22 protein-coding genes and 1 tRNA gene are annotated in these 19747 nt (G+C 74.8%); 12 read left to right on the forward strand and 11 right to left on the reverse strand.

What is annotated here, in order from left to right; genetic code table 11:
- Positions 1-4: 4 nt before the first annotated feature.
- On the reverse strand, positions 5-376 hold the full coding sequence (locus tag BLS21_RS07740; protein ID WP_091216005.1) for a hypothetical protein: 372 nt from the start codon (positions 374-376) through the stop codon (positions 5-7).
- A gap of 552 nt (positions 377-928) precedes the next feature.
- Between BLS21_RS07740 and BLS21_RS24550 the strand changes: the two genes are divergently transcribed.
- From BLS21_RS24550 to BLS21_RS07755, 3 genes are all read left to right on the forward strand, one after another.
- Complete coding sequence (locus BLS21_RS24550; protein ID WP_175479482.1) at positions 929-1552, forward strand: TetR/AcrR family transcriptional regulator; 624 nt, start codon at positions 929-931, stop codon at positions 1550-1552.
- Positions 1553-1623: 71 nt separating this feature from the next.
- Positions 1624-2010 carry a DUF6394 family protein gene (locus BLS21_RS07750; RefSeq protein ID WP_091216009.1) on the forward strand — a complete coding sequence of 129 codons (387 nt, stop codon included), beginning with the start codon at positions 1624-1626 and terminating at the stop codon, positions 2008-2010.
- Positions 2011-2023: 13 nt separating this feature from the next.
- The gene (locus BLS21_RS07755) at positions 2024-3865 is read left to right on the forward strand and encodes a potassium channel family protein (protein WP_091216012.1); all 1842 of its coding nucleotides are present in this window, start codon (positions 2024-2026) and stop codon (positions 3863-3865) included.
- Between the two features lie 10 nt (positions 3866-3875).
- On the opposite strand, the gene BLS21_RS07760 is transcribed toward BLS21_RS07755, so the two are convergent.
- Positions 3876-5075 (reverse strand): serine hydrolase domain-containing protein, encoded by a 1200-nt coding sequence (locus BLS21_RS07760; protein ID WP_091216492.1) that lies wholly within the window; start codon positions 5073-5075, stop codon positions 3876-3878.
- A 310-nt stretch (positions 5076-5385) separates the two neighbouring features.
- Here BLS21_RS07760 and BLS21_RS25070 point away from each other — a divergent pair, with 310 nt between their 5' ends.
- Both BLS21_RS25070 and BLS21_RS07765 read left to right on the forward strand, forming a co-directional pair.
- Positions 5386-5556, forward strand: a complete 171-nt coding sequence (locus BLS21_RS25070) for a hypothetical protein (protein ID WP_175479483.1) — start codon at positions 5386-5388, stop codon at positions 5554-5556.
- Positions 5553-6269, forward strand: coding sequence for a hypothetical protein (locus BLS21_RS07765; RefSeq protein WP_091216015.1), 717 nt, complete (start codon positions 5553-5555; stop codon positions 6267-6269). The genes BLS21_RS25070 and BLS21_RS07765 overlap by 4 nt, the downstream gene beginning before the upstream one ends.
- Here the strand turns inward: BLS21_RS07765 and BLS21_RS07770 are convergent.
- The 5 genes from BLS21_RS07770 to BLS21_RS07790 all read right to left on the reverse strand — a co-directional run bounded on the left by BLS21_RS07770 (position 6254) and on the right by BLS21_RS07790 (position 9201).
- Positions 6254-6670, reverse strand: a complete 417-nt coding sequence (locus BLS21_RS07770) for a VOC family protein (RefSeq protein ID WP_091216018.1) — start codon at positions 6668-6670, stop codon at positions 6254-6256. The two genes, BLS21_RS07765 and BLS21_RS07770, sit on opposite strands and share 16 nt — an antisense overlap.
- On the reverse strand, positions 6667-7494 hold the full coding sequence (locus BLS21_RS07775) for an AraC family transcriptional regulator (protein ID WP_217636038.1): 828 nt from the start codon (positions 7492-7494) through the stop codon (positions 6667-6669). Before BLS21_RS07775 ends, BLS21_RS07770 begins: the two co-directional genes overlap by 4 nt.
- A 49-nt stretch (positions 7495-7543) precedes the next feature.
- Positions 7544-8182: a DUF1326 domain-containing protein gene (locus BLS21_RS07780; RefSeq protein WP_091216020.1), complete on the reverse strand. Its 639-nt coding sequence runs from the start codon at positions 8180-8182 to the stop codon at positions 7544-7546.
- 11 nt (positions 8183-8193) lie between these two features.
- Positions 8194-8940, reverse strand: coding sequence for a DUF2182 domain-containing protein (locus BLS21_RS07785; RefSeq protein ID WP_139177046.1), 747 nt, complete (start codon positions 8938-8940; stop codon positions 8194-8196).
- Between the two features lie 188 nt (positions 8941-9128).
- A tRNA-Lys gene (locus BLS21_RS07790) sits at positions 9129-9201 on the reverse strand.
- Between the two features lie 178 nt (positions 9202-9379).
- Between BLS21_RS07790 and BLS21_RS07795 the strand changes: the two genes are divergently transcribed.
- From BLS21_RS07795 to BLS21_RS07810, 4 genes are all read left to right on the forward strand, one after another.
- A complete protein-coding gene (locus BLS21_RS07795; RefSeq protein WP_245700154.1) occupies positions 9380-10555 on the forward strand; it encodes an Ig-like domain-containing protein in 1176 nt (391 codons plus the stop codon).
- A gap of 63 nt (positions 10556-10618) precedes the next feature.
- The gene (locus BLS21_RS07800) at positions 10619-11032 is read left to right on the forward strand and encodes a hypothetical protein (protein WP_091216029.1); all 414 of its coding nucleotides are present in this window, start codon (positions 10619-10621) and stop codon (positions 11030-11032) included.
- A 69-nt stretch (positions 11033-11101) separates the two neighbouring features.
- Complete coding sequence (locus tag BLS21_RS07805) at positions 11102-12181, forward strand: sialidase family protein (protein WP_091216031.1); 1080 nt, start codon at positions 11102-11104, stop codon at positions 12179-12181.
- A gap of 2 nt (positions 12182-12183) precedes the next feature.
- Complete coding sequence (locus tag BLS21_RS07810; protein WP_091216034.1) at positions 12184-12465, forward strand: ubiquitin-like small modifier protein 1; 282 nt, start codon at positions 12184-12186, stop codon at positions 12463-12465.
- An 81-nt stretch (positions 12466-12546) separates the two neighbouring features.
- Here the strand turns inward: BLS21_RS07810 and BLS21_RS07815 are convergent, their stop codons facing one another.
- Positions 12547-12792, reverse strand: a complete 246-nt coding sequence (locus BLS21_RS07815) for a hypothetical protein (protein WP_091216036.1) — start codon at positions 12790-12792, stop codon at positions 12547-12549.
- A gap of 159 nt (positions 12793-12951) precedes the next feature.
- On the opposite strand from BLS21_RS07815, the gene BLS21_RS26175 reads away from it, so the two are divergent.
- The 3 genes from BLS21_RS26175 to BLS21_RS07830 all read left to right on the forward strand — a co-directional run bounded on the left by BLS21_RS26175 (position 12952) and on the right by BLS21_RS07830 (position 17497).
- Positions 12952-14289 carry a methyl-accepting chemotaxis protein gene (locus BLS21_RS26175; RefSeq protein ID WP_091216039.1) on the forward strand — a complete coding sequence of 446 codons (1338 nt, stop codon included), beginning with the start codon at positions 12952-12954 and terminating at the stop codon, positions 14287-14289.
- 151 nt (positions 14290-14440) lie between these two features.
- On the forward strand, positions 14441-15631 hold the full coding sequence (locus BLS21_RS07825) for a globin domain-containing protein (protein ID WP_245700156.1): 1191 nt from the start codon (positions 14441-14443) through the stop codon (positions 15629-15631).
- Between the two features lie 426 nt (positions 15632-16057).
- Positions 16058-17497, forward strand: coding sequence for a sensor histidine kinase (locus BLS21_RS07830; protein ID WP_217636039.1), 1440 nt, complete (start codon positions 16058-16060; stop codon positions 17495-17497).
- 94 nt (positions 17498-17591) lie between these two features.
- On the opposite strand, the gene BLS21_RS07835 is transcribed toward BLS21_RS07830, so the two are convergent.
- The 3 genes from BLS21_RS07835 to BLS21_RS07845 form a co-directional block, all read right to left on the reverse strand.
- Positions 17592-18149, reverse strand: coding sequence for a DUF4396 domain-containing protein (locus BLS21_RS07835; protein WP_091216042.1), 558 nt, complete (start codon positions 18147-18149; stop codon positions 17592-17594).
- 85 nt (positions 18150-18234) lie between these two features.
- The gene (locus BLS21_RS07840; protein WP_091216045.1) at positions 18235-18933 is read right to left on the reverse strand and encodes a DUF3159 domain-containing protein; all 699 of its coding nucleotides are present in this window, start codon (positions 18931-18933) and stop codon (positions 18235-18237) included.
- A 98-nt stretch (positions 18934-19031) separates the two neighbouring features.
- On the reverse strand, positions 19032-19742 hold the full coding sequence (locus BLS21_RS07845) for a DJ-1/PfpI family protein (RefSeq protein WP_091216047.1): 711 nt from the start codon (positions 19740-19742) through the stop codon (positions 19032-19034).
- Positions 19743-19747 lie beyond the last annotated feature (5 nt).

Consider the following 19747-nt stretch of genomic DNA (forward strand, 5'->3'; position numbering starts at 1 on the left):
AGGGTCAACCGCGGCAGGCGCCCCCGGCTTCCGGCCGCAGCCGGTCCAGGTCGGCACCCGTGAGCGTCGCGGTGTCGTGCGGGTCGTACCCGAACCGGACGGTCACCGCGCCCGGCCGGGCCTCGACCAACCACGTGGGCCGCTCCGCCGTCCCGTCGGCCGGCCGGTACCACCACCGCTCGGCCAGCAGCGGCAGACCGCAGCGGCGGAGGAACGCCTCCGCGGCCGGCCGGTCGGGCAGGACGCGCAGAGCGGCGCCGAACAGCGCGCGAGCGACCACCACGTCGCCGTCGCCACGCCGCTCGGTGGAGAGCCAGCCCACCAGTTCACCGTCCTCGGCGCGGTGGACCGGCGTCCGCTGCTCGGTGCGGGTCACGTGTCGACCGTAGGGAGGCCCGCAACGCCGTTTCCCGCGTCTTGCGGGTCTCTTGCGGTTGTCCCGCGGGTGTCCTGCGGATGGGCCGCCAGAGTCCTCCGTGTCACCGGGACGACGAGCAGCGGGGCGTCACCGGTGGGACCGGCCCCGGCCGGGGCCCGAGGACAGCCGGCGTCTCCATCGCACGGGGGGACGGAGCCGCCGGCGCACCGACCGGCGGCGTCGAGGGGGACGACGCCGCCGGGCACGACGACCGGCACCGCCGTGGGGGACGGCGGCGCCGGCCGGAACGAGGGACGACCGGGGACGCCGCGGGGACGGCGCACCCGGTCGCACGACGACCGGCACGACCGCGGGGGACGGGAGGGCCGGTCGAGGGGAACGCACGGGGCCGGCCGCGGGGGACCGCGGCCGGCCCCGCCGCGTTGCCGGGATCCCGGCCGACCCGGGACGCCCCGTGGCGGACGGTGCCCATCCCGGTGCGAAGCGTCCGGCGCAACGGCGCGTGCACTCCGTCCTGCACGGTTCCGCAATACAGGTTACGTTCGTGTCGTGACACAGTGTGACGAGACTGCGCGAGCGGTCTGCCCGACCCGCACGCGGACCGGGGGACGTCGACTCGACGCGTCGCGGGACGCCGCGATCGCCTCGGCCGTGATCGAGGTGCTCGGCCGGTCCGGCTACGCCGGCCTGACGATGGACGCCGTCGCGATGGTCGCCGGGGTCGGCAAGGCGACCATCTACCGGCGCTGGTCGAGCAAGGCCGAGCTGCTGCTCAGCGTGATGGACGTGGCGGGCGCGCCGGTGCTGCAGGTGCCCGACACGGGGAAGCTCCGCGAGGACCTGGTCACCGTCCTGACCGAGGTGGTGGAGCTCTTCAGCGGTCCCTCGGGGCGGGCGATCCGCAGCCTGCTCGGCGCCGTCATCGACGACCCGGTGCTGCAGGAGGGCAGCCGCCGCCTGCCGCTGGCCAACTGGGACGCCGCCTGGGAGACCGTCGTCGCCCGCGCGGTCGAGCGCGGCGAGATCCCCGCCGGCGCCGGGCAGTCGCTCGCGGGGGAGGTCGGCCCGGCGGTGCTCGCGCTGCGCTGGCTGGTCACCGGGCGGCCGCTGGACCACACCGTGGTGACCGACCTGGTCGACCGCGTCGTCCTGCCGCTGTTGCAGCGTCCGTAGCGCTGCAGGGCCGCAGCAGCGATGCTGTGGGCCGATCCCCCGGGTGCCGGGGCGACGGGGTGGGAGGACGCGTGAACCTGGAGAAGGTCGTCTTCGGGTTCTTCGTCCTGCTCGCCGCCACGCTGAACTTCGGCTTCTTCCTCGGCGACATGCGCGACCCCGACCTGCACAACCCCTACGAGCTCTTCGCCGCGGTCGTGGTCAACCTCATCGCCCTGGTGCTGAAGTTCGGCGACCGCACCCAGATCGGCGCCGTGCACCTGGCGACCAGCATCGTCGCGGTCCTCCAGCTCGTCGGGGCGGCCCTGATGTACGGCTACGCCGAGTACGTCTCGTCGGCCGGCATGACCGAGGGCTGGACGTCGAGCGTCGTGTCCCTGTCCGGGGGCGCGCTGCTGGCCAACCTGGTCTCCGTCGTCCTGCTGGTGATCGAGACCGTCTCCTTCCACCGCGGGTGAGCCGGAGGCCGCCGTGGGCAATCCCCTGCTGACGTTCTGGGCGCGCCGCAACCGGCGCGAGGAGGAGGAGCGGCGGGCCCGGCGCGCCCGGCTGCTGGCGTCCGCCGCGTCGGCCAACCGGGCCTCCGAGACCGTCTTCCTGGTCCTGCGGCGGATGCGGGCGCCCCTGATCGTGCTGATCGCGATCTTCTCGATCAGCGTGGTGGGCCTGACGGTGATCCCCGGCCAGGACGCCGAGGGCCGGCCGTGGGACATGGGCTTCTTCGACGCCATCTACGTCATGAGCTACACGGCGACGACGATCGGCTTCGGTGAGATCCCGTACCCGTTCACCTACAACCAGCGGATGTGGCTCACCATCTCGATCTACCTCACGGTGGTCGGTTGGGCCTACGCGATCGGCTCGCTGCTCGGCCTGCTGCAGGACCGGGCGTTCCGCTCGGCGCTCGCGCTCCAGCAGTTCACCCGCAAGGTGGCCCGGCTGTCCGAGCCGTTCGTGCTCATCGCCGGCTACGGCCGCGCCGGCGAGCTGCTCGGGCACTCGATGGACGCCCTGGGCCGCCGGGTCGTCGTCCTCGACCGCAACGCCGAGCGGATCGACGGGCTGGAGCTCGAGTCCTACCACGGCGACGTCCCCGGGCTCGCCGCCGACGCCCGGGACCCCGGGCACCTCGGGGTCGCCGGCCTGGACCACCCCTGCTGCGAGGCCGTCGTCGCGCTCACCGACGACGACGAGGCCAACCTCGCCGTCGTCATGACCACCGCGCTGCTGCGTCCCGACGTCCCGGTCATCGCCCGGGCGACGACCGACGTCATGGCCGAGCGGATGCGGGTCTTCGGCTCGCCGAGCGTGGTCAACCCGTTCGACCTGTTCGGCGACCACGTGCAGCTCGCGCTGCGGGCGCCGGCGTCCTACCAGCTGCTGACCTGGCTGGAGAGCGGCCCCGGCGCCCCGCTGCCCCACCGGGCCTCACCGCCCCGCGGCGGCCGCTGGGTGGTCTGCGGCTACGGCCGGCTGGGCCGTGAGCTCACCGAGGACCTGCGCGCCGAGGGCATCGACGTGACCGTCATCGACCCGAGCCCGCACGACGACGTGGACGACGTGGTCGTGGCCGGCGGCTACGAGTCCGGCGTGCTGGCCGCGGTGGGGCTCGAGGAGGCCGTGGGCTTCGTGGCCGGGACCGACAACGACATCACCAACCTCTCCCTGGTGGAGACCGCCCGCCGGACCAACCCGACCCTGTTCCTCGCCGCCCGCCAGAACGTGCCGTCGAGCGCGCCGCTGTTCGCCGCGATGGAGCTCGACGCGCTGCTGGTCCCGACCGAGGAGATCGCGCACGAGGTCTACGCGCAGCTCTCCACCCCGCTGCTGTGGCGCTTCCTGCGTGACATGCCGGCGCTCGGGGACGAGTGGGCCGCGCAGTTGGTCGACCGGCTCACCGCCCTGTGCGGGCAGCACCTGCAGGCGCTGTGGAAGGTGCGGCTCACCGAGCGGGAGGCCCCGGCCCTCATGCCGTGGCTGGCCTCGGGGGAGGCCCGGCTCGGCGACCTCATGCGCAACCCGGAGGACCGCGACGAGTGCCTCCACGCCGTGCCGCTGCTCCTGCTCCGCAGGGACGACGCCACGCTGGCACCCGGACCCGATGCGCTGCTGGCCACCGGGGACGAGCTCCTGCTCGCCGGCTGGCCGGCCGCCCGGCGGGCGCTGGAGCGCACCCTGATCGTGGACGCCGTCCGTGAGTACGTGGTCAGCGGTCGCCGGGTGCCGTCGAGCTGGCTCTGGCGGAGGCTCGCCGGCACCCCCACGGCGGACGAGGAGACCGGGGACCGGCCGCCCGCGCCCACGCCGTCCTGACCCGGCGGGTCTAGGGGTCCAGCCGGAAGACGTCGTCGGGGCTGATGACCTCGGTGATCGCGGTGCCGAACGCCGACGACGACTGGGCCACGTCCCCGCTGAGCGGCGGTGCATCCGAGTTGAGCAGCACCACCAGGCTGGTCTCCCGCTCCGGCAGGTGGAGGGTGAGGCTCTGGTACCCGGGCAGCGACCCGTTGTGCCCGATCCACCCCTGGACGACGAAGATGCCCAGCCCGTAGCCGACCCCGGGCAGCGCACCCGGCGGTGCGGCGGTCTCCAGGCGCTGGGCCTGGGTCCCCGGCTCGAGCAGGGTGCCCCTGGCCACGGCCTCCGCCCACGTCTGCAGGTCGTCGAGGGTCGAGGTCATCGCCCCGGCCGCCCACCCCCAGGACGGGTTGAAGTCGGTGGCCACGACGACCTGGCCCTCGAAGGCGGTGTACCCCTCGGCGTGCGGCTCCGGGAAGGCGTTGTCGGTCGGGAGGACCGTGTCGTCGAGGGCGAGGGGCTCGAGCACCTCCTGCTCGAGGTACTCGTGCAGGGGCAGGCCGCTGACCTGCTCCACGACCAGTCCGAGCAGGATCGTGTTGGTGTTGCTGTACTCCCAGCCCTCACCCGGCGGGAAGTTCAGCGGGTGCGCGAAGGAGTACTCCAGCAGCTGCTGCGGGGTGAAGCTCCGGTACGGATCGCTGGCGAGGGCCTGGAAGAAGTCCTCGTCGGCGCTGTAGTTGAACAGGCCGCTCTGCATCCGCGCGAGCTGCCGCAGCGTGATCCGGTCGCCCTCCGGCACCCCCGCCACGTACTCGCCGATCGGGTCGTCCAGGCCCACCGCGCCGTCGTCGACGAGCTGGAGCAGAGCAGTGACCGTGAAGGTCTTCGTCTCGCTGCCGATGCGGCTGTGGAAGTCCGTGCGCATGGGCTCCCCGGTCGCCGTGTCGGCGACCCCGAACGCCGCCTCGTACCGGCAGTCCGGACCCGACACCCCGACGATCACCCCCGGGACGCCCGTCCGCTCCAGCGTCGCGGTGACGACCGCGTCCAGCTGCGCGCTGACGCTGCTGTCACACCGGAGCTCGGCGCCGTCCGGGTGCGCCACCGGCGCCGCCCAGGCCGCGCCGCCCAGGGGGGCGAGGACCAGGACGCCGGAAGCGACCCCCGCGGTGAGCGTGCGGCGCCACCTCGGGTGGGGCGTGGGACGGGTTGCTGCGCCCATGGCGGCCTCCACCTCGTGATCGGCTGCCGGCGAGCCTGGGCGGGACGTCCGGGACGGGTCAAGGAGGCCCCACGATCCTGCACCCGTCCGCCCCGCGTGTCCCGACGTCCCGTGTGCCGCCGGGCCACGACGCGCTCCAGCCCGGGGCTGCCGGATCGCCTCCACCGCCACCTGCGCGACGGCGTGAACGCCTTACCCGGCGGCCCGGCTGGTGCTTCACTTCGTGTCAGCGGGGCCGACTCGGCGGGCGCGTCCCCGGCGCGGCTGCGGAGAGCGGTTCGAGGTCCAGTCGCACGGCGAGGAGCCGCAGATGCACACGCTGACCGCACCGCTGCCACCCCGGACCGTCCTGGTGGCCGAGCCCTGCGTGGCCGGCGACATCGGCCCCGAACGCCGGGAGATCGAGTGCGAGCCGGTGGCCGACCCGGCCCCGGCCGCGCCGAGCCCCGAACCCGTCCCAGCGGCACCCGCCCCGGCGTGACCCTGCCGGCCGATCCCGGCGCGGATCCGCCGGCGCTGGTCCCGGGGGAGCTGCGGGGCTACCGGCGCTTCCGCCTGGCCGAGGACGGGCTGCGCCCGCCGGTGCACGTCGGCGCCGGCCCCTGGAGCTGGCCGGTCGAGCACGCCCGCTGCATGGTGGACGAGGGGCACCTGCCGCCGGCGCGGGGGTGCGGCTGCGGCCTCTACGGCTGGTACCACCCGAGCCACACCGGCCTGGGCACCGGCTGGGGGGACGTGACCGCGGTGGTCGCCGCCCGCGGCCGGATCGTCCTGGGCGACACCGGCTTCCGCGCCGCCGCGGCCCGCGTCCTGGCCGTCAGCCTCCCTCGCCGCGCCCGCTTCTCCCGCCGGCGCCGCCGCCGCTGCGAGCGGCTGCTGGCCGACCGCTACCCCGGGGTGCCCGTCTACCGGTCGCGGCGGCGGATGCTGTGCCGGCACCCGCCCGAGGACCTGTCGGCCCTCGGCATCGCCGTCCGTCCCAGCCGGGCGCCGTGCTACGGCTGGACCGCGCTGGCCGTGTGGCTGGCCGGCGTCCTGGTGCTGTGCTCGGTCGCCGTGGTCCCGCGGCCGGTGCTCCTCGGGATCACCCCCGCCGGGTGGCTCGGGGCGCTCGCCTGCTTCGTCCTGTGGCAGGTGCTGCTGGGCTGGCTGGTGTCCCGGGCGTCCCCGCTGCCCGGTCAGGCGCCGCGGTAGGTGCCGACCGTCCAGAGGTTGCCGTCGGCGTCGCGGACCCCGAACTCGTGCGAGCCGTAGTCGGTGTCGTGCAGCTCCCGCAGCACCTCGACCCCGGCCAGGCCGCGGACGCGCTCCCAGGCGGCGTCGACGGTGGCCGGCTCGGCCGCGACGACGTAGACGCCCTGCGGTCCGAGGGCGCCCCAGTCGCCGGGCTTGCCGCGGGTGCCGAACATGACGCCCCCGCCGTCCGGCCAGCGCGCCTCGGCGTGCGCGACGGTGCCGTCCTCGTCGCGGTAGCAGGCGGTGACGGTGAAGCCGAGTCCCTCGGTGAGGAAGCGGACGCCGGCGTCGACGTCGGTGAAGCCGACGCTCGGCCAGACGGTGGGAGCAGGGGCGGTGGTCGTCGTCGCATCGGTCATGTGGGGGAGGGTGCCTGCTCGGCCCGGGCGCCGTCTTGGACGAACGGGAGCTCCTCGCGCAGCCACGTGCCGACGCTGCACCCGGCCAGCGCCCGCCACTCCCGGGCCAGGTGCGGCTGGTCGGCGTAGCCGCAGCGGACCGCGACCTCGGCCAGCGGCGGACGCCGCGGGTCGAGCAGCAGCCGGCGGGTGGCCTCGAACCGGGCGATCCGCGCCGCCTGCTTGGGCGGGACGCCGGTGGCCAGCCGGAACTGCTCGCTCAGGTGGCGCCGGCTCCAGCCGACGTGCGCGGCCAGGTCCTCGACCCGGCAGCGACCCGCGCTGCGGTGCAGCACGCGCCAGGCCTCGCGCACCTCGGGCGGCACGGGCGCGACGCCCCCGCAGAGCCGGTCGAGCAGCGCCGCGTCGAGCCGGGCGAACCGCTCGGTCCAGCCGGGTGCCGCGGCCAGGTCGTCGACGAGCCGGTCCGCCGCCCGGCCGAGGACGTCGGCCAGGTCGACGGTGCGCTCGGCGAGCTCGGCCGCCGGCAGCCCGAGGAGCGCACCGGCGGCCAGGGGGGTGAGGGCGTACTGGAGGCCGTCCTGCGGTCGGGTGGCGTCGATGAGGGCCGGCCGGGTGTGCAGGCCCCCGACCACGGCGTGCGCGGCCACGGCCGGGCCGGTGCCGCTGACCCGCAGCGGTGCGGCCAGCTCGACGACCAGCGCGAGGTGGCGCGAGGGCAGCCCGCGGTGCAGCCCCGTGGGCATGGCGGGGGAGCGGTAGGCGTGCGCCGCCGCCACGAACGGGCGCAGCGGCGCCGGGACGACGTGGCGCACGAGGGACACGGGTCGGACCTCCCCCCGCTCGCCGCCCGGTGGACTCCGGGCACCCGTTCTAGGCGTTGGACCAGTCGAACTCGTAGAGGATCCAGTTGGTGTCCTGGAAGGACAGGTCCAACCCCTCGGCCGTCGCCCGGTAACTGCCCACACCGCACTCGCCCTTGGTCCAGATGAAACCGTCGGGGAGCACGATGTGTGCCTCGTGCCGCTCGCCGGTGACCGGGTTCTTGAAGTAGTCGCCGGAGGCCTCCCCGACGCCTTCCACCCGGACGGTGGCCCGCAGGCCCTCGGCCTCGATCGTGATCGGGGCCTTGACCAGGCCGGTGACCTGGAACGTGGAGCCGAGGATCTCCCACGGCAGCCCGCCGTAGGCCCCGGTGTAGATGTTGGCGAGCTCGCCGATCTGCTCGTCGGTCGTCTCCGGTGTGACGACGAAGACGGCACGGCCGTTCCCGTCGTGGATGGCCTTCGGCCAGTCGAGGATGGCGACCGCGGTGACCCCGCTCAGGTCGACGTCGCCGGAACGGCCCTCGGTGATGACGTTGGCGACCATCGCCTTGCAGCTGTTGTCCGAGGAGGTGGGGAAGCCGCTGAAGTTGCAGGTACAGCCGGGGTTGCAGTTGCAGAACTCGTATCCGACGCCGCGCAGCCGGTAGCTGGTCCGGCTGGTGCTGTCCGGCACGGTGGCGGTCATGGCGGTGCCTCTCAGGCGGTGGTGAGGGTGGACAGGAGGTGCGGTGCGACGAGCAGGAGCAGTCCCGTCGCGGCGAGCAGGAGGGCCGCCGGCCGGACGACGCGCTTCCCGAACGGCAGGACCTTCTCCGCGAAGATCAGCCCGGCCACGCCCACCATCCACAGCGGCTCCATCACCCCGACCGCGACCAGGACGAGCATGAAGGCCCAGCAGCAGCCCACGCAGTACGCGGCGTGACCGGCTCCCAGCCGCACCGCGGTGAGCGGGTTGCGCAGGTTCCCGCGAGCCCGCAGGAACATCCCCAGCGGCGTACGGCACCGGGACAGGCAGACGTCCTTGAGCGGGCTGAGCTGGTGCGCGGCGGCCACCAGCAGCGCCACCCCGGCGAAGCGGCCGACCCAGGCCTCGCCGTCCATGACGGCTGGTGAGACCACCCGCCACGCCAGGTACGCCGGCACCCCGAGGGAGGTCCACACCAGGAGGTAACCGGCGAGGAAGAACGGCGTCGGCGCCGCGGTGCGCGCGCTCGCCCGCGCGTACAGCCGTACGGCGGGCAGCACCGCCGGCAGCATCATCGCGGCCATCATCGCCAGCCAGGCGAGCAGGAAGCCGGCCAGCGCGGCGTCCATGGCCATGTCCGACCGGAGCGTGAGCCACCAGCAGACGGCGGCGACCGCCAGCAGGACGGCGATGAGGAGCCGGTCCTGCGCCAGACGGCCGGTGCGGGCCGGGATCGGCGGTGCGGGGTTCGTGGTCATCACCACCCCTGGCTCGGGGATCGAACGCTAGCTCCGCCCCGGTAGCCCGGACAAGGCCAGTTCCCGCGGGGTCGTCGCCCAGCCCTCACCCACGAGGAGCGCGGAGTGCGTGACCACCGCACCTTCGGTGGGTGCGCCGGGGTGGGCCGTCCCGCTCGGGGCAACAGGCCAGGTGTGAAGTTGCCGGGTGCGCCATCAGGGACTCGAACCCCGAACCCGCTGATTAAGAGTCAGCTGCTCTGCCAATTGAGCTAATGGCGCGTGTCGTCCGGCTGCACCGGGTGACGGGGCAGAACGATACCAGCGCTCCCGGGCCCGTCGACGGCTGGTCCTGCAACGCAGCGGACGAGGTCGTTCCGGCATCGACGTGGACACTGGTTGGTCGGTGCAAGCCGTCGTCCCGGGGGAGACGACTGCCCAGGACGCGGAGGAGATGGTGATGCGGAGGACGTCGGCGCTGGTCACGGCCACGGCACTGGCCCTGCTGGCCGGCTGCCAGGGGACCCGTGACGGCGGGACGGCGGCGGCGCCGAACACCGCCGAGGTGCCCCCGGTCGCGGTCGAGGTCTCGCCGACCGACGGTGCGACCGACGTCTCGCCCACGATCCCGATGGAGATCTCCGTCACGGACGGCGAGCTCACCGACGTGGAGGTCGTCGACGCAGCCGGGGCCGAGGTCCCGGGGGCGGTGGCCGACTCGCCCGAGGACCCCGCCGTCGACGTCTGGACGCCGGAGACCCCGCTGGCCTACGGCACCACCTACACGCTGACCGCCACCGCCGAGGGGGAGGGCGCGGAGCCCGCCGAGGCCGCGACCACCTTCACCACGGTCACCCCGCAGCGGCAGCTGACGCCGTCGATCGGCCCGCTGGACGGCCAGACGGTCGGCGTCGGCATGCCGATCCGCGTCTACTTCGACCAGCCGGTGATCGAGAAGGCCGCCGTCGAGCGCAACCTGACGGTGACCAGCTCGACCCCGACCGACGGCGTCTGGAACTGGTTCAGCGACACCGAGGTGCACTTCCGCCCGTCGCAGTACTGGCCGGCCGACACCGACGTCACCCTCGACGCCGACCTCTACGGCGTCGACCTCGGCAACGGCGTGTGGGGCGAGACCGACCGCACGGTCTCCTTCTCCATCGGCGAGCGGCACGTGTCCATCGCCGACGCGAGCACCCACCAGATGGAGGTCTACGACGGCGACCAGCTGGTGCAGACCTGGCCGATGAGCGCCGGCAGCCCGGACAACCCCAGCTACAACGGCGCACACGTGGTCACCGAGATGAACGCCGACCGGGTCATGGACTCCAGCACCTACGGCGTCCCGGTCGACAGCCCCGGCGGCTACCGCACGCCGGTGAAGTGGGCCGTCCGCATCTCCGACAGCGGCGAGTTCGTGCACGCGGCGCCCTGGTCGGTGGCCCAGCAGGGCCGGGAGAACGTCTCCCACGGCTGCATCAACCTCTCCACCGACCGGGCCCGCTGGTTCTTCGAGTTCTCGCAGCCCGGGGACGTCGTGGAGATCCGCGGCTCCGACGCCGGCACGCTGCGCTCGCCCATCCACGACTGGACCATCCCCTGGGAGGAGTGGAAGGCCGGCAGCGCGCTCGACTGAGCCGTTTCCCACCCGGCTCGAAGGGGCATGATCGCCGCGTCCCCTGAGCGCGAGGAGAGTGCCGTGGACACCTGGGTGATCGTGCTGATCGTCGTGGTCGTGGTGGCGCTGCTGGCAGCGCTCGCCCTGACCATGGCCAAGCGCAACCGCATCAACAGCGCCCGGAAGCGGGAGCAGGCCCGTGACCACCTGCGCGAGGCGGAGCTGCGCAGGGCACAGGCCGAGAAGGAGCAGGCGGCCGCCGAGGAGCAGGCGGCCCGTGCCCGGCGGGAGCGCGCCGAGGTCGAGGAGCGCACCCGGCTGGCCGAGCAGGAGGCCCGGGAACGGGCGGCCACCGCGCAGGAGCACGCGTCGGCGGCCGAGCAGCTGCGCGCCAAGGCCGAGAAGCTGGCACCCGACCTCGCCGACGGCCACGGCAACCGCACCAGCGGTCAGGCCGGTCCCGACCAGCCCGCCGGCGGCGCCACCCGCCGCTGAGTTCCGGCCCCCCGGACGGTCTGACGTCCGAGGGGGCCGACCGACGCCCTCCCGATCCGGAGGGGCGCCATGACCGACCTGCTCGCCATCGGCACGCGCAAGGGCCTGTGGCTGGCCCGCAGCGAGGACGACCGCCGCACCTGGACGCTGGGTGGGCCGCACCTGCTCGCCCAGGAGGTCGCGGCGGTCTCGATCGACACCCGCGGCCCGACCCCGCGCGTGCTCGCGGGCATCCAGTACGGCCACTGGGGTCCGACCGTGATGTGGTCCGACGACCTCGGCGCCAGCTGGCAGGAGACCGAGAGCGGCGCCATCCGCTTCCCCGAGGACACCGGTGCGGCGCTCGCCCGCGTCTGGCAGCTGCGCCCCGACAGCGCCGACCGGCCCGGCGTCGTGTGGGCCGGCTGCGAGCCGCACTCGCTGTGGCGCAGCACCGACGGCGGCCGCAGCTTCGACCTGGTCCGTCCGCTGTGGGACCACCCCCACCGGCCGACCTGGCAACCGGGCGGCGGCGGCGGAGCGGTGCACACGGTGCTGCCCGACCCCGCCTCGGACCGGGTGACCGTCGCGATGAGCACCGGCGGCGTCTACGTCAGCGAGGACGGCGGTGACGGCTGGGAGCCGCGCAACTCCGGCATCAGCGCCGTGTTCCTGCCCGAGCCCGCGCCCGAGTACGGCCAGTGCGTGCACAAGGTCGCCGTCGACGCGGCCGGTGTGGACCGCTTGTACGCCCAGAACCACTTCGGCGTCTTCCGCACCGACGACGCGGGGCGGTCCTGGACGTCCATCGCCGGCGGCCTGCCCGCCGACTTCGGCTTCCCGGTGGTCGCCTCGCCGTCCACCCCGGGCACCGCCTGGGTGGTGCCGCTGGTCGCCGACGTGCAGCGCGTGCCCCCGGAGGGCCGGCTGCAGGTGCACCGCACCCGCGACGCGGGGGAGACCTGGACCGCCCTGACCACCGGCCTGCCCGACGCCTGCTGGGCGGCCGTCGTGCGCGACGCGGCCTGCGCCGACGAGGCCGACCCGACCGGGCTCTACCTCGGCACCCGCGACGGCTGCGTCTACGCCAGCGCCGACGAGGGCGACACCTTCGCCCTGGTCGCCGACCACCTGCCCGACGTGCTCGTCGTCCGCGCCGCCCGGATCTGACCGTGAGCGTCGAGGTGGTGCTGCCCGGCGTCCTGGCCGACCTGGCCGGCGGCACCAAGCACCTGCAGGTCGAGCCGGCCGGCGGCACGCTCGCCGACCTGCTGGACACGCTGGCCGCCGTCCACCCGGCGCTGGCCCGCCGGATCCGCGACGAGGCCGGCGCGGTGCGGCGCTTCGTCAACGTCTACGTGGACGGCGACGACGTCCGGTACGCCGGCGGGCTGGGCACGCCGGTGCCCGACGGCGCGGTCGTCCAGGTGCTGCCGTCGGTGGCCGGTGGGTGAGCGGACAGGGGCGGGAGCCCGACAGCGAGCGCCGGCGAGCGAGGAGCGGAGCGCCTCGCGGGAGCGAACGGGGTCGCTGGGTCAGAGGACGGCGAGCTCGGCGCACTCCGCGCACAGCTGCGAGCTGTCGTAGTCCTCCGGCGGCCACACGGTCTCCTCGTCCACCGCGACGTAGGCACCGCACAGCGCCTTGCGGCTGCGGCCGGTCACCCGGCCGATCGTCGCGTGCGCCGGCCCGATCTGCCGCGGGACGAGGCCCTCCGCGCTGCCCACCGAGCCGACCATCACGACGGCGTGAGCGGTCCCGTAGGAGTAGGCGAGAGTCATGGCCCCAGCGTCGCCAGCGGGGGCCGGGCCCGGCCAGCACCCGGGGAGCGCGTGTCCGGTGCACCCGCCCCAGGAGTCGCTGGCGTCACACGGGTACGGCTCCCGGACCGGGGACCGGTTCGGACTCAACAATCCCCGGCCGGGGACCGAAGAGGCGTCGTGACCACCACGCAGCCGCCCGCGCCGCACCCCGACGACGACGTCCGCAGCGGGTTCCGGGCGGCCGTCCCGCGGGGTGCCCAGCTCGACGCCCGCAGCTTCGCCGCCCGCCACCGCGTGACCACCGGGGTGCTCGCCGCCCACGTGCCCGCGCTGGTGCTCATCGGCCTGGTCCGCGACGTGGGCGGGTGGCTGCTGTGGGGGCAGCTCGCCGTGATCGTCGTCCTGACGGTGCTGGGCCTGGTGCTGCGCGGCCAGGGCGCCCGGGCCGCCGCCGTGAGCCTGGGCCTGATGGTCGGCGCCGACGTGCTGCTGCACGTCGGCGGTGGCCTCACCGACCTGCACATCTGGTTCTACGTGCTGCTGGCGCTGGTCGCGCTGTACCAGATGTGGACGCCGTTCCTGCTGGCCGTCGCCTTCGTCGCCGTGCACCACACCGTCGCCGGGATCTGGCTGCCGACCTCGGTGTCCACCACCCACCAGGCGCACGAGCACCCGATGGCCTTCGCCGCCCTGCACGCGGTGTTCCTGCTGATCGAGGCGACCTTCCTGACCTACGGGTGGAGGTTCGCCGAGCAGTCCGAGGCCGGGCGGCGGGCGCAGCAGCGGCGGGCCGAGGAGCAGCAGGTCGCCCAGGCCCGGGCGGAGGTCGAGCTGGCCGAGGAGCGGGCGCACGCCGCCGACGCGGCCGCCCGGCAGGCGCAGGTGGCCGAGGAGCGCGCCCTGCGGCTCGGCGAGCGCATCTCCGGCCTCGTGGACGCCGGGCGCCGGCTGGACGGCAACGTCGCCACGGCCACCGAGGTGATGGAGGGGCTGCGTTCGGCCATCGCCGAGATCGCCGCCGCGGCCAGCGGCGCGAGCACCACCGCGCGCGAGGCGAGCGCGCAGTCGCGCACCGGAGCAGCGACGGTCGACCGGCTGGCCGGGACCATGGCCGAGATCGACCAGATCGCCGGCAGCATCTCCGCGATCGCCGACCAGACCAACCTGCTGGCCCTCAACGCCACCATCGAGTCGGCCCGCGCCGGCGAGGCGGGCAAGGGCTTCGCCGTCGTCGCGGGGGAGGTCAAGGACCTCGCGCTGGAGACCGCCCAGGCGACCGAGCGGATCCGCGCCGTCGTCGACGCCGTCCGGCACGAGGTCGACACGGCCGGGACCGCGCTGGGCAGCGTCGAGGACATCATCCGCGGCGTCGTCGACGCGCAGAGCACCATCGCCGCCGCCGTCGAGGAGCAGAGCGCGGCCACCGCCCAGGCGCAGCAGGCCATCGCCGGCGCCTCGCACGAGGCCGCCTGCATGGCCGCCGACCTGCAGCGGATCGACGCCGACGAGCACTGACCGCGCAGCCCCCCCGGGGCTCGGGCTGCCGGGGTGGGCCAGGATGGGCGGCGGGCGGCCCAGCGACGGGCCGTTCCCGAGTGCCACACGAGGGGGAGTGCCCGTGCTGTCCGATCGAGCCCGACCGGTCGTCGAGGCCACGCTTCCGGCGGTGGCCGACAACATCGGTGAGATCGCGCGCCGCTTCTACCAGCACATGTTCGCCGCCCGGCCGGAGCTGCTGGACGGGCTGTTCAACCGCGGCAACCAGGCCGAGGGCACCCAGCAGGTCGCGCTCGCCGGCTCGGTGGCCGCCTTCGCCAGCGCGCTGGTGAAGTCGCCGGAGCAGCTGCCCGAGCAGCTGCTGAACCGCATCGCGCACAAGCACGCCTCGCTGGGCCTGCACCCGGACCAGTACCGGATCGTGCACGAGCACCTGTTCTGGGCGATCGCCGACGTGCTCGGCGACGCGGTCACCCCCGAGGTCGCCGCCGCCTGGGACGAGGTCTACTGGCTGATGGCCTACGCCCTGATCAACCAGGAGCGGGGTCTGTACAGCGCCCGCGGGGTGCGCCCCGACACCGTGTGGCGGGACTGGCAGGTCGAGGAGAAGACCGCCGAGACCGACGACGTGGTCACCTTCCGGGTCCGGCGGGTCGACGACCGGCTGGTCAAGACCTCCCTGCCGGGCCAGTACGTGTCCGTCAAGGTGCGCATGCCCGACGGGGTGCACCAGCCGCGCCAGTACAGCCTGACCGCCGCCGACGACGGCGAGCACCGCCAGTTCTCCGTCAAGCGGGTCCGCGGCAACGGCAAGCCCGCCGGCGAGGTGTCCACCCACCTGTGCGACACCGTGCAGGTCGGCGACGTCCTGACCCTCTCGCTGCCCTTCGGTGACGTGGTGCTCGACGACTGGCGGCCGGCGGTCTTCGCCAGCGCGGGCATCGGCGTCACCCCGATGGCCGGCATGCTCTCCCACCTGCGGCACGCCGGGTCCGGGCTGCCGATCACCCTGCTGCACGCGGACACCGACGAGGCGTCCTTCGCCCTGCGCCGCCAGGTGGTCGACGACGTCCGCGCGCTGCCGAACGCCACGCTGCACGTCTGGTACGAGTCCGGCGCCGACAGCGCGCTGCCGGTCGACGGCGTGCACGCCGGGACGATGGACGTCGGCGCGGTCGACCTCCCCGACGGCGCGGCCTACTACCTGTGCGGTCCGCTGCCGTTCATGCAGGCGGTGCGCAGCGCCCTGATCGAGCGGGGCATCCGGCCCCAGGACATCCAGTACGAGGTGTTCGGCCCGGACCTGTGGCAGGCCGACTTCCGCACGGAGCCTGCGCCCGGTAGCGGCGCGGAGGCCTGACGACCCGGCCCGCCGGTCAGTGGGACGCGGTGAGCTGACCGCTGTGCCGCCCGTGCCTATGCACCCGGAGGTGACGCGCCGGGCGCTCGTCGGCCGCGCCGGGGACGGATCGTGCGCCGTCCGTCACCCTCGAGCCGGTGACACGGCGAGGCGACCGCCGGCGGTCCGGTCCGGGTCGCCCCGGACCAGTGGCCCCGTGACACTCCTGATCAGCCGCCGGCGTTCCCCGGGGGACTCCGGCGGTGAGGCCTCGCCGCTCCAGGTGCGCGGGCGGCGAGGCCGCCCCAGCACCCACCTCGGCACGGACGCGCCGCGTCAGGGTGCCGGCCGCAGCGGCGCCCACCGGCTGCTGACGCTCCGCGGCCCCTCGCCCGCCCCGGGGCCTGGCGGCGTGTGCCGAGCGGTGGAACGTCACGCCCGGATGCGGTGACAGCGCCGCCGGGGCCCGGCATCCTGGTCGTCGCCGAGAACCGCGCCGGTCGGCGGCTGCGGAACGACGGGCAGGGCCTCATGCGTACTCGGATCATCGGCGTCGCCGTGCTGGCCTCCGTGCTCGCCACCTGCCTGTTCGGTGGGCCGCTGGCGGTCGGGGTGCTGAAGTACCTGCTGCGCAAGGAGCGCGGCCACCTGGTGCGCGTGGCCAACGACGTGGCGATCACCGTGGCCGCGGACGTGTACGACGGTGTCCCGATCGGCGCCGACGACACCGCCGACCTCGGTGAGGACGGTGAGCACCTCACCGCCGCGGTGTTCGACGACAGCGGGGCCCGGCTGGCGGGCACCGCGCCCGTCGGGGACACCGACGTCCTGGCGGCGGCGCTGGGCGGCGACATCCGGACCGGCGACGACAGCGAGGTGCTCCTCGCGGCCGTTCCGGTGACGCACGGCGACGAGGTGATCGGCGCGGTGGTGGTCTCCGAGCCCCGCAGCGACGTGTTCACCGAGGTCGCCCTCATCTGGGCCGCGATGGCCGTGCTCGCTGCCGCGGCGGTGACCGTCGCCTGGCTGGTCGGCCGCCGCCAGGCCCGGCGTCTGGCCCGCCCGCTCGAGGACCTGGAGGAGAGCGCCCGTCGGCTCGGGGACGGCGACTTCAGCGTCCGCACCCGGCGGGGCGGCATCCCCGAGATCGACTCCGTCGGGACCGCGCTCGACAGCACCGCTGCGCGGCTGGACGACCTGCTCGCCCGGGAGCGGGCCTTCTCCGCCGATGTCTCCCACCAGTTGCGAACGCCCCTGGCGGGGCTGCGGCTGCGGCTCGAGGCGGCGGCCGAGTGCGTCGACGCCGACTCGCGGCCGCTGATCGCTGCGAGCCTGGTCGACGCCGACCGGCTGGAGGCGATCATCGACGAGCTGCTGGCCCTGGCCCACGTCGACCAGGCCGCCCCGGCCGTCCCGGTGGACCTCGACGCCCTGCTCGGCGAGCTCTCGCCGGAGTGGGGCGCGCGGCTGGCGCTGCACGGCCGGGAGCTGGAGGTGCAGGTCGACCCCGGTGTACCGGACGCCCGGGCCTCGACCGCTGCGGTCAGCCAGGTGCTCGGCGTGCTCGTCGACAACGCCACCACCCACGGCCGGGGCACCGTCACCGTCACCGTGCGCGAGGCCTCCGGTGCCGTGGCGGTCGACGTCTCCGACGAGGGCCCGGGCGTGCAGGACCCGGAGGGCACCGTCTTCGCCCAGCGGGCCGACCGGCGTGACGGGCACGGCATCGGCCTGGCCCTGGCCCGCCGCCTCGCCGAGGCCGAGCAGGGCCGGCTGACGCTCTCCCGCACGACGCCCCCGGTGTTCACCCTGCTGCTGCCCGCCGCTGCTGACACGGCGGACGTGCAGGAGGTGGGTGTCGCGGTGGCGCGCTCCGCCGGTCGGTGAGCAACGGGTCAGCACCTGACCAGGGACGAGTTCCCCGGCCTCGCGTTGCCGGGGCCGCGGCAGCGCGTGCGTGGGGTGGATGCCGGTGCCGACCTCAGTGGTGCGCGTGCCCGTCCTGCTGTTCGCCGCGTGCGCCGGCCGCCTGCCGCTCGTCGGCCTCGTGCCCCTTCCCGTGCCCGCTGCCGTGGTGGGCGTGCACGACGGCGTGGCCCTTGCCGCGGCTGATCAGCCAGCGGTTGACCGGCAGGGTGACGACGAAGGCGACGGCGAGCGCGAACGCCAGCGAGCCCCAGAACAGCCAGCTGTCCAGGTGTGCGTCCATCGCGCCGGGCACCAGCAGCATGATCGCGTTGTCGACGATCTCCATGACGGTGATGGAGACGGTGTCGGCGGCCAGCGCGACCGGGATCGCGGCGCGCAGCGGCAGGCCTGAGCGCATGACCGGGCCGATGGTGAGCGAGTAGCCGAACAGGAACGCCAGGGCGACGGCGAGCACGATCGTCTGCACGTCGGACCAGCCGAGCGCGGTGCCGATGACCATGCCGAGCACCTCGCCGATGGCGCAGCCGGTGAGGCAGTGCAGGGTGGCCGAGATCGCCAGCCGGGTCAGCGCGGTGCCGGTGGGGTGCTGGGTTCGCATCGAGTGGGTCATGGGTGCTCCTCGGTCGGTCGATCGGGGTTGAGGCGGGCGCGGGCGTCGTCGGGGGACAGCGGGTGTCCCCGGTCGCGGGAGGCGCTCAAGGCGCCGGGGTCGTGGCTCCCCCCGAGCGGCTGGCGCGGCGGACGGCGGCGAGGGTGAGCGCGACGGCGGCGAGGGTCAGCGGCCAGCCCAGCAGCAGCTTCCCCACGGCGAGCAGCCCGGGCAGGTCCTCCCGGTACAGGAACGCCTGCACGCCGGCGCGCACGGCGAACACCGCCGACCAGCCGAAGGTCGCCAGCAGGAAGAGCCGGCGCAGGCGTGGATCGTCGCGCCAGTCACGGTGCCGGTAGAGCCATCCGTAGAGGGTGCCGACCAGCGGATAGCCGATCAGGGCGGAGCCGGCGAAGACGGCCCCGTAGGCGGCGTCGACGAGGATGCCGGGCAGGAAGAACCCGCGCGCCTCGCCCGAGGTGGCGGCGAACAGCACGGCGACGGTGAGGCCGGCCAGGCCGCCGAGGGCCTGCCGCAGTGGTTCCTCGCGCACCAGCCGCAGCGCGACGATGCCCAGGCCGGTGGCGGCGGCCGCGCCGATCGCCGCAGCCAGGGCGGTCGGCCGGGTGGTCTGCCCGCCGGCGACGGCGTTCACCGCGACGAAGAGCAGCGGGGGGAGACCGCCGTCGACGAGGCCGCGGGCACCGCCGAGCGCGGGGGGCAGGCCGGTGGGCGGTGCCGCCGCGGACGGAGCGCGGGTGGGCGGTGTCGTCCGGGGGCGGGGGGCGGTGTCGGTGAGGCTCATCGGTGCCTTCTCTCCAGCGGAGGGGGTGCTGGTGGTGGAACGCCCCCAGGGTCGGCGGCGGGCCTGTCGCGGTGCTGTCCACCCGCTTGCGCAGGGGGTCAGGCGCCGGCACGGGTCAGCCGCTCGGGCTTCGCGGTGATCACCGGTGCGAGCAGGCCGATCGCGGCCCGCATGGCGCGCGGTAGCCGCGGGATGTGGATCCAGTCGATGCCGCCGAACGGCGGCCGCGGGTCGTAGTCCAGCGCCAGCTGCACCCGGCGGGCGGTGGCCTCGTCGGTCAGCTCGGCGACCAGGTGCAGCGCCCAGTCGATGCCGGCCGACACCCCGGCGGACATGGTGATGTTGCCGTCCTCGATCCACCGCCGCCGGTGGTAGGTGGCCCCCAGCGGCTCGAGCACCCCGGCGAAGAACCAGTTGGTGGTGGCCTGACGGCCCCGCAGCAGGCCGACCGCGCCCAGGATGAGCGAACCGGTGCACACCGACCCCACCACGTCGGCCGAGGCGGCGGCGGTGCGCACGTAGTCGCGGACGCCCGGGTCGCTCATCGCGCGGATGGTGCCGATCCGCCCGCCGGGGACGACGAGCACGTCCGGGTGCGGCACCTCGGCGAAGGTCCGGTCGGCCACCAGCTGCAGCGGCAGGTCGGTGGACATCGGCTCGGTGTGCGCGCCGACGACCACCGTGCGGTACTGCGGCGCGAAGCGCTGCAGCTCGGCGAGCACCTGCAGCGGGCCGACCAGGTCCAGGGCGGTCAACCCCGGGTACAGCACGACGGCGATGGTCGTGGCGCCGGTGTCGTCGGCGGTCATGGCGC

Source organism: Geodermatophilus siccatus (assembly GCF_900103785.1).
GTDB classification, from domain to species: domain Bacteria; phylum Actinomycetota; class Actinomycetes; order Mycobacteriales; family Geodermatophilaceae; genus Geodermatophilus; species Geodermatophilus siccatus.